The following is a 6,949-nucleotide window of genomic DNA, read 5'->3' on the forward strand; positions in this document are numbered from 1 at the left end:
TTATGTATTCGGTTCATCTAGACAGTATTCAACACAGGTGCAGGCAACATAGGGAGCTGCTGTCACACACCAACGGAAACAAATTTTCTACTAAATTTTATAATGAGGTGTTATATGGAAAATCTGGAACGTAAGTATCAATCAAAAGGACAAGCCCCAAAGCAAGAACACCTGGAAAGAAAATTAAAAACAAGGCATTTATCGATGATTGCCATAGGCGGAACCATTGGAACAGGGCTCTTTTTGGCGAGCGGTGCCACGATTCATGACGCCGGTCCCGGCGGAGCAATCGCAGCTTATCTTATCGCCGGTATTATGGTTTATTTTTTGATGACGAGCCTTGCCGAAATGGCAGCCTTTATCCCAATCTCTGGTTCATTCAGTACCTATTCATCCCGATTTGTCGACCCGGCATTAGGATTTGCTGTCGGCTGGAACTATTGGTATAACAATGCGATTATCCTTGCCCTTGAATTATCTGCTTCCTCACTAATTATGAAATATTGGCTCCCTCATGTACCGGGAATTATTTGGAGCTCCAGCTTTCTTGTCGTTATTTTTTTACTGAATATTTTATCAGTTAAAGGGTATGGTGAATCAGAATTCTGGTTCTCAATTATTAAAGTTGCAACCATTATCATCTTCATTGTTGTCGGACTATTAATGATTTTTGGAATCATGAGCGGCCATTCAGGCGGATTTTCCAATTTGACGAAAGGCCAAGCACCGTTCAAAGGAGGGCTTCTCTCAATCTTTAGCGTCTTTATGGTCGTAGGTTTTGCTTTCCAGGGAACGGAAATGGTTGGTGTCGCTGCAGGTGAAAGTAAAAATCCAAGTAAAGACATGCCAAGAGCTATTAAACAAATCTTTTGGCGAATCCTTTTGTTTTATGTATTAGCGATTTTTGTCATTGGCTGTTTAATCAGCTATAAAGACCCTAACTTATTAAGCTCAGATGTTACCAATATTGCGGTTAGCCCATTCACGCTTGTGTTTAAACATGCCGGTTTAGCCTTTGCCGCTGCTGCAATGAATGCCGTTATTTTAACAGCCGTTTTATCTGCCGGAAATTCAGCATTATATGTTGGCTCCCGTCTCCTTTGGACGCTGGCTGAAGAAAGAAAAGCACCTGCCTTCTTGAAAAAAGTCAGCAAAGGCGGCGTTCCTTATAATGCTATCCTGGCAACAACTTTAATTGGTATGCTTTGCTTCCTTACTTCTTTTTTTGGTGATGGAACAGTTTATAATTGGTTATTGAATGCAGCCGGTTTAGCTGGCTATATTTCATGGTTAGGTATTTCAATTACGCATTTACGATTCAGAAAAGCCTATAAGGTACAGGGAAAAAATATGGCGGACCTGCCATATGTAGCAAAGTGGTTTCCGCTTGGTCCAATTTTGGCAACCGCTCTATGTTTGATTGCCATGTTAGGAACCAATTACAGTGCTTTCATTGGGCCTAAAATTGACTGGTATGGCATTTTAGTTTCCTATATTGGACTTCCTTTATTCCTTGCAGGATATTTAGGGTATAAAATAGTAATGAAGTCTAAAATGGTCCCATTACAGGACGCTGATTTTAGCCGGGAGTAAATTTTTTAACGGATAAGTTAAAAAACCACTATCGCAATAATGAGTCCAACCATTATCATAAACACATATTTTGAAGAACGCTTAGAGAAGAAACGGTTTAAATAAAGATAAAAGGACAATATATAGTATTGGCGTACCACCATTGCGGTACGCCTTGTATTATTTTCTGTTATATGGAAAGGATATAGTTGAAAAGTAAAAAAGAGGAATCAAATGGAAATTAGTATGAGTGTTGAAGAAGTTGTAAATCAAATTTCTGAACTGGCAAAAGAAGAAGGAAGACCGCTTCGCAAAATGCAAGTAAAGAAGTTAAATCCAGAGCTAATGAAAAACGCATTGTATTACTTTTCAAGTTGGGAAACTGCAATAGAAAAGAGCGTTGGATCTTAATCTTCAATAGTACATAAAACATTTATTTTCCAATTGATTGTATCATCCTTTTGTTTTTGTAAAAGTTAGAAATTTATAAGTCGAACCACAGGATCTGTCTGACGGAAAGGGCCAGTTTCTGTGGTTTTTATTTTGGGAATAGCTTAAAAAAGGTCTGCCTCATACACAACATATGTTTTATATAAGTCGAAAAAAAAGCGCACTCTATGCACCCTGCCGTATGCCCCCAATAACAAGAAAAGCCGTGTCCATATATTGAGAAATTGTTTTTTTTAATATTGTAATTTCCTCATCGTTGAAAATCCATATTTCCCCGGCGCTGCCTCTATAAGAGCGATTATGGAAACTCAAAATTACATCAAAGGATTCAATTGTATTTAACTGTTGTATACATCACCCAACTCGGGCTGGAACAGGTTAGTTTCTAAAAGGTTTCTCCACATATGTAAAATACGGGAATGTGTTTATTAAACTGTCATAGTTTTTTACAAAATAATGGTTTTCGATACAGACCTTCTTGATAGAATATAGTACAATTAGATTTAAATTACTGTGGTTTGCCGGGTTTTTCCACTTTGATGTGTACAGATTTTTGTAGATTTCATGCATACTGTACTTTTTTATACATTTTTATGCAGGTTTTTAAAAGGAGTAAGAATAAGCATGGGGAAAAAACAGACAATGGCGCTTGTTATCGTTTTATTAAATTTATTTATGGCCTTTTTGGGGATTAGTCTCGTTATCCCCGTCGTGCCGACTATTATGAATGAACTACATTTATCTGGTTCGATGGTTGGTTACCTGGTTGCCGCTTTTGCTTTTTTGCAGCTGCTTGCTTCACCTGTTGCCGGGCGGTGGGTGGACCGTTTTGGCCGAAAAAGAATGATTCTGATCGGGTTAGTCATCTTTGCTTTTTCGGAATTTCTGTTCGGTATCGGCAAGGATGTCGTTGTACTGTTTATTTCGCGTATGCTTGGAGGCATCAGTGCTGCTTTCATCATGCCCGCAGTCACGGCGTATATTGCTGATATTACTTCAATCGAATATCGTCCGAAGGCAATGGGGTATATGTCAGCAGCTGTCTCGACGGGGTTTATTGTCGGACCCGGTGTTGGCGGCTTTTTAGCAGGAATAGGAACGAGGGTGCCATTTTTCTTCGCTGCCGGTTTCGCATTGGCAGCGGCTGTGATCTCGGCTGTTCTGCTGCATGAGCCAGAGCGGCACCATGACGATGTACAGATGGCTGAAACGCAAAAGGGTTGGAAACGGATATTTATACCGATCTATTTCATTTCTTTTTTGATCATCTTTATTTCTTCATTCGGTCTGTCATCGTTTGAATCGTTGTTTTCCTTATTTACTGACCACAAATTTGGATTTACACCGAATGATATTGCCATTATGATTACCGGCGGCGGGATGCTGGGTGCAATATTTCAGGTCATCTTTTTTGACACTTTAATCAAATGGTGCGGCGAGATTCGCTTGATTCGCTACTGCCTAATTTTTTCCACAGTGCTGGTATTTTTAATGACTGTCGTACACGCATATTTTAATATTTTGCTAGTTACGATTACCGTTTTTGTCGGCTTTGATCTGATGCGTCCGGCTGTAACCAACTATCTGTCAAGGATCGCTGGAAAAGAGCAGGGATTTGCCGCCGGGATGAATTCTATGTTTACCAGTATCGGTAATGTTATCGGACCGGTAATTGGCGGACTTTTGTTTGATATGAATCTGAATTATCCTTTTTACTTTGCTGCTGTAATGCTGGTGATAGGTGTAGGAATTACGCTTGCCTGGAAGGATCCTGCCAAAGCTCCCGGTCAATAAGCGATCGGTTTCTAAATAGCTATAATTATTGTTAGGAAAAAATTATGATGGGCTGTTTTATTTGAACCTTTCCAAACTTAAAATCATCGTCACGAGCTCATGTATTTGTGAGTGAACATTTATAGCTCGTCCAAATGTAAGTTCAGAGTAACTTTCGATAAAAATTCTTTATTAATCTATCAGCACGACCAAACAATACGAAACAGGCTCCCCGCATTTTGTATATGAACACAATGCGGGGAGCCTTATTTCATAAATTGAATAGTTGAGTTATAGAGTATTCCTGTAATGAGGAATGCTTTTTATCTTGTTTAAATTAAGCGGATTAAATATATAACAACTATAATATAATTAAAGTCAATAATTATTTATTGTAAAACGATAAATTTTGTATTAAAATCAATAAAAATAATTCAGTGAGGTGTTTTTTAATGAGACGAGTGTCAACGCTCTTTTTAAAGATAGCTGTTATTTTTATTGGACTTCCAGTACTTGCCTTATGCATATTTTTGGTGCCCGAAATAGGGAATATTACAGCAAAATTATTACCAGAGTTTTCTTATGTAAAATATCTCGTTTCCATCGATTTTTATGCAGCAGCGATACCCTTTTACTTTGCTCTGTACCAGGCTTTTAAGCTTTTAAGCTATATTGACAAGAATAAAGCCTTCTCCGAATTATCCGTAAAAGCTTTAATGAAAATCAAATACTGTGCCATCACAATCAGTATCTTGCATATGCTAGTTTTGCCGCTCTTCTATCTATTTGCGGATAAAGACGACGCTCCAGGTGTGGTCTTTATCGGATTGGTTGTTCCTTTTGCTTCAATGGTTATCGCTGTATTTGCCGCTGTTCTCCAAAGACTTCTACAAGAAGCGATTAATATAAAATCTGAAAATGATTTAACAATCTGAGGTGAAAACAATGGCAATTATAATTAATATTGATGTGATGCTGGCTAAACGGAAAATGAGTGTTACAGAACTTTCGGAGAGAGTCGGAATAACGATGGCTAACCTTTCCATATTGAAAAATGGAAAGGCAAAAGCGATTCGTTTATCAACTTTGGAGGCGATTTGCAAGGCTTTAGAATGCCAACCTGGAGATATTTTAGAATACCGAAGCGACGATGAAGACCCCCAAGATTAATAAGGTAGGAATAGTTAACATTGAAAGGAAAAGAAAGCTTTCTTTTTTCATGATTTCAATGAATATAAGGGGAGGTACTCATGAATTTAAACATTCAAAATGATTCTATGAAAAAACCATTGAAGGTAAAAATCATGAGAGTACTAAAACAACTCGTTCGTTTCGGTTGGGAGCAGGCCCTATCATGTTTGTTCCCTGTCGTTATTTTTGCCTCTTTGGCTTTTACACAAATCATGCCGCTTCCCTTTCTTCCAAGGTATGATTGGCTGCTCATCATCTGCCTTCTGATGCAGTGGTGGATGGTGCGTTCCGGGCTTGAAACACGGGATGAATTAAAGGTTATCACATTGTTCCACCTTATTGGACTTGCTCTTGAATTTTTCAAGGTACATATGGGCTCTTGGTCTTATCCGGAGGAGGGATATTCCAAAATTTTCGGAGTGCCTTTGTATAGCGGATTCATGTACGCAAGTGTAGCAAGTTATCTTTGCCAGGCGTGGAGAAGGTTGAAGGTTGAACTGATTAAGTGGCCGCCGCTTTTTGTAGTTGTACCTCTAGCAGCTGCGATTTATTTGAACTTCTTCACCCATCATTATTGGATTGACATTCGTTGGTGGTTATCTGGACTTGTCATTATTGTCTTTTGGCAATCATGGGTCACATACGAGGTTGATGGAACTCGTTACCGTATGCCCCTCGCACTTTCTTTTGTGCTCATAGGATTTTTTATATGGATAGCTGAAAATATCGCAACGTTCTTTGGAGCTTGGGAATATCCAAACCAAACCGGTGCATGGCGTCTCGTTTATCCAGGAAAAGTGAGTTCCTGGCTCTTATTAGTTATTGTCAGTTTTCTTATAGTAGCGACGTTAAAGCAAGTTAAGGGAAAAAAACTCAACTAGGAATGATACTGTTTTTAGTAAACTTTAAGGGTGCCACAAGCAACGCTCGAATATGCAACGTTAACGAAATTCTATTAAAAGCCCCAACTTCTTTATGTGATAGAGATATAGAAAAGTTGTTGCTACAAATTAAGCAACAACTTTTTTGTTATAGTCAGTTTACCGTCCTTTATGTGTTTAACTTTTTGCTGTTTCAATTCTCTTTTGGATCGACTTGAACTTGTTCCATCGTTTTTTAGATCAAAATGAAATTCTTCGATCACAAAATTTGGTACCTTGTCTTCTTTGCCACAATCCATACATTTAAAAATGGTTGTCGTTATATCATTTGTCTAATTCTAGCGGATCCTTTTCTTCTAACCATTTAAGAAATTCCGTGCTCATATCATCCCGCTAAATGATCCTTCAATATTTGTTTAATCACACCACTTTTTTGTTTCCTCATATCCTTACTCACCAATATGTCTACCGAACGGTTATCCACAAATCGATATTCTAAACAATGAAAAAGGGCATCTGCTATTAGCAGATGCCCTTTTTATCGTGCTTTAAAGAATTCAAACCTCTTACCATCGGCTTAGAAAGCCGATGCTATCCTATTAGCTAAGACGCAAATCTTTCTTAAATAAAAATGACCCGTACGGGATTCGAACCCGTGTTACCGCCGTGAAAGGGCGGTGTCTTAACCACTTGACCAACGGGCCATAGCATAATAATGGCTCCACAGGTAGGATTCGAACCTACGACCGATCGGTTAACAGCCGATTGCTCTACCACTGAGCTACTGTGGAACAATATTAATAATTAATTCTGATATTTATCATTATAAAAAATGTGCCTGGCAGCGTCCTACTCTCACAGGGGGAAGCCCCCAATTACCATCGGCGCTGAAGAGCTTAACGACCGTGTTCGGGATGGGAACGGGTGTGACCTCTTCGCCATTGCTACCAAGCAGTTTTATTTAATTGAAGATTGAACCTTCAAAACCAGTAGCGAATATAAGACATGCTTTGTTTTGGTTAAGTCCTCGACCGATTAGTATCTGTCAGCTTCACGTGTCACCACGCTTCCACCTCAGACCT

The 6,949-nt window shown here is 38.8% G+C and carries 6 protein-coding genes, 2 tRNA genes and 1 rRNA gene; 6 read left to right on the top strand and 3 right to left on the bottom strand.

All coding sequences use genetic code 11. The features are described 5' to 3' along the window. The first annotated feature begins 114 nt into the window (after positions 1-114). The 6 genes from ACFQRG_RS21915 (at position 115) to ACFQRG_RS21940 (ending at position 5,867) form a co-directional block, all read left to right on the top strand. Positions 115-1,593, top strand: coding sequence for an amino acid permease (locus ACFQRG_RS21915; protein ID WP_380970362.1), 1,479 nt, complete (start codon positions 115-117; stop codon positions 1,591-1,593). A gap of 213 nt (positions 1,594-1,806) precedes the next feature. Beyond that, positions 1,807-1,983: a hypothetical protein gene (locus ACFQRG_RS21920; RefSeq protein ID WP_380970364.1), complete on the top strand. Its 177-nt coding sequence runs from the start codon at positions 1,807-1,809 to the stop codon at positions 1,981-1,983. Positions 1,984-2,646: 663 nt separating this feature from the next. After that, positions 2,647-3,816, top strand: a complete 1,170-nt coding sequence (locus ACFQRG_RS21925; RefSeq protein WP_380970366.1) for an MFS transporter — start codon at positions 2,647-2,649, stop codon at positions 3,814-3,816. 431 nt (positions 3,817-4,247) lie between these two features. After that, the gene (locus ACFQRG_RS21930; RefSeq protein WP_380970368.1) at positions 4,248-4,730 is read left to right on the top strand and encodes a DUF2975 domain-containing protein; all 483 of its coding nucleotides are present in this window, start codon (positions 4,248-4,250) and stop codon (positions 4,728-4,730) included. Between the two features lie 10 nt (positions 4,731-4,740). Further along, on the top strand, positions 4,741-4,965 hold the full coding sequence (locus tag ACFQRG_RS21935; RefSeq protein WP_380970370.1) for a helix-turn-helix domain-containing protein: 225 nt from the start codon (positions 4,741-4,743) through the stop codon (positions 4,963-4,965). A gap of 134 nt (positions 4,966-5,099) precedes the next feature. After that, positions 5,100-5,867: a DUF817 domain-containing protein gene (locus ACFQRG_RS21940; protein ID WP_380970378.1), complete on the top strand. Its 768-nt coding sequence runs from the start codon at positions 5,100-5,102 to the stop codon at positions 5,865-5,867. Between the two features lie 632 nt (positions 5,868-6,499). On the opposite strand, the gene ACFQRG_RS21945 is transcribed toward ACFQRG_RS21940, so the two are convergent. The 3 genes from ACFQRG_RS21945 to rrf all read right to left on the bottom strand — a co-directional run bounded on the left by ACFQRG_RS21945 (position 6,500) and on the right by rrf (position 6,819). Further along, positions 6,500-6,571: transfer RNA gene (locus tag ACFQRG_RS21945), tRNA-Glu, on the bottom strand. A 12-nt stretch (positions 6,572-6,583) separates the two neighbouring features. After that, a tRNA-Asn gene (locus ACFQRG_RS21950) sits at positions 6,584-6,658 on the bottom strand. 45 nt (positions 6,659-6,703) lie between these two features. Beyond that, positions 6,704-6,819, bottom strand: a 5S ribosomal RNA gene (rrf, locus tag ACFQRG_RS21955). Positions 6,820-6,949 lie beyond the last annotated feature (130 nt).

The sequence above is a fragment of the Scopulibacillus cellulosilyticus genome (genome assembly GCF_042665295.1).
Classification (GTDB): Bacteria; Bacillota; Bacilli; order Bacillales; family Sporolactobacillaceae; genus Scopulibacillus_A; species Scopulibacillus_A cellulosilyticus.

Bases quoted from the DNA above. Each gene is read 5' to 3' on its own strand.
- ACFQRG_RS21915 (WP_380970362.1), top strand. From the start codon at position 115: ATGGAAAATCTGGAACGTAAGTATCAATCAAAAGGACAAGCCCCAAAG.
- ACFQRG_RS21920 (WP_380970364.1), top strand. From the start codon at position 1,807: ATGGAAATTAGTATGAGTGTTGAAGAAGTTGTAAATCAAATTTCTGAA.
- ACFQRG_RS21925 (WP_380970366.1), top strand. From the start codon at position 2,647: ATGGGGAAAAAACAGACAATGGCGCTTGTTATCGTTTTATTAAATTTA.
- ACFQRG_RS21930 (WP_380970368.1), top strand. From the start codon at position 4,248: ATGAGACGAGTGTCAACGCTCTTTTTAAAGATAGCTGTTATTTTTATT.
- ACFQRG_RS21935 (WP_380970370.1), top strand. From the start codon at position 4,741: ATGGCAATTATAATTAATATTGATGTGATGCTGGCTAAACGGAAAATG.
- ACFQRG_RS21940 (WP_380970378.1), top strand. From the start codon at position 5,100: ATGAGAGTACTAAAACAACTCGTTCGTTTCGGTTGGGAGCAGGCCCTA.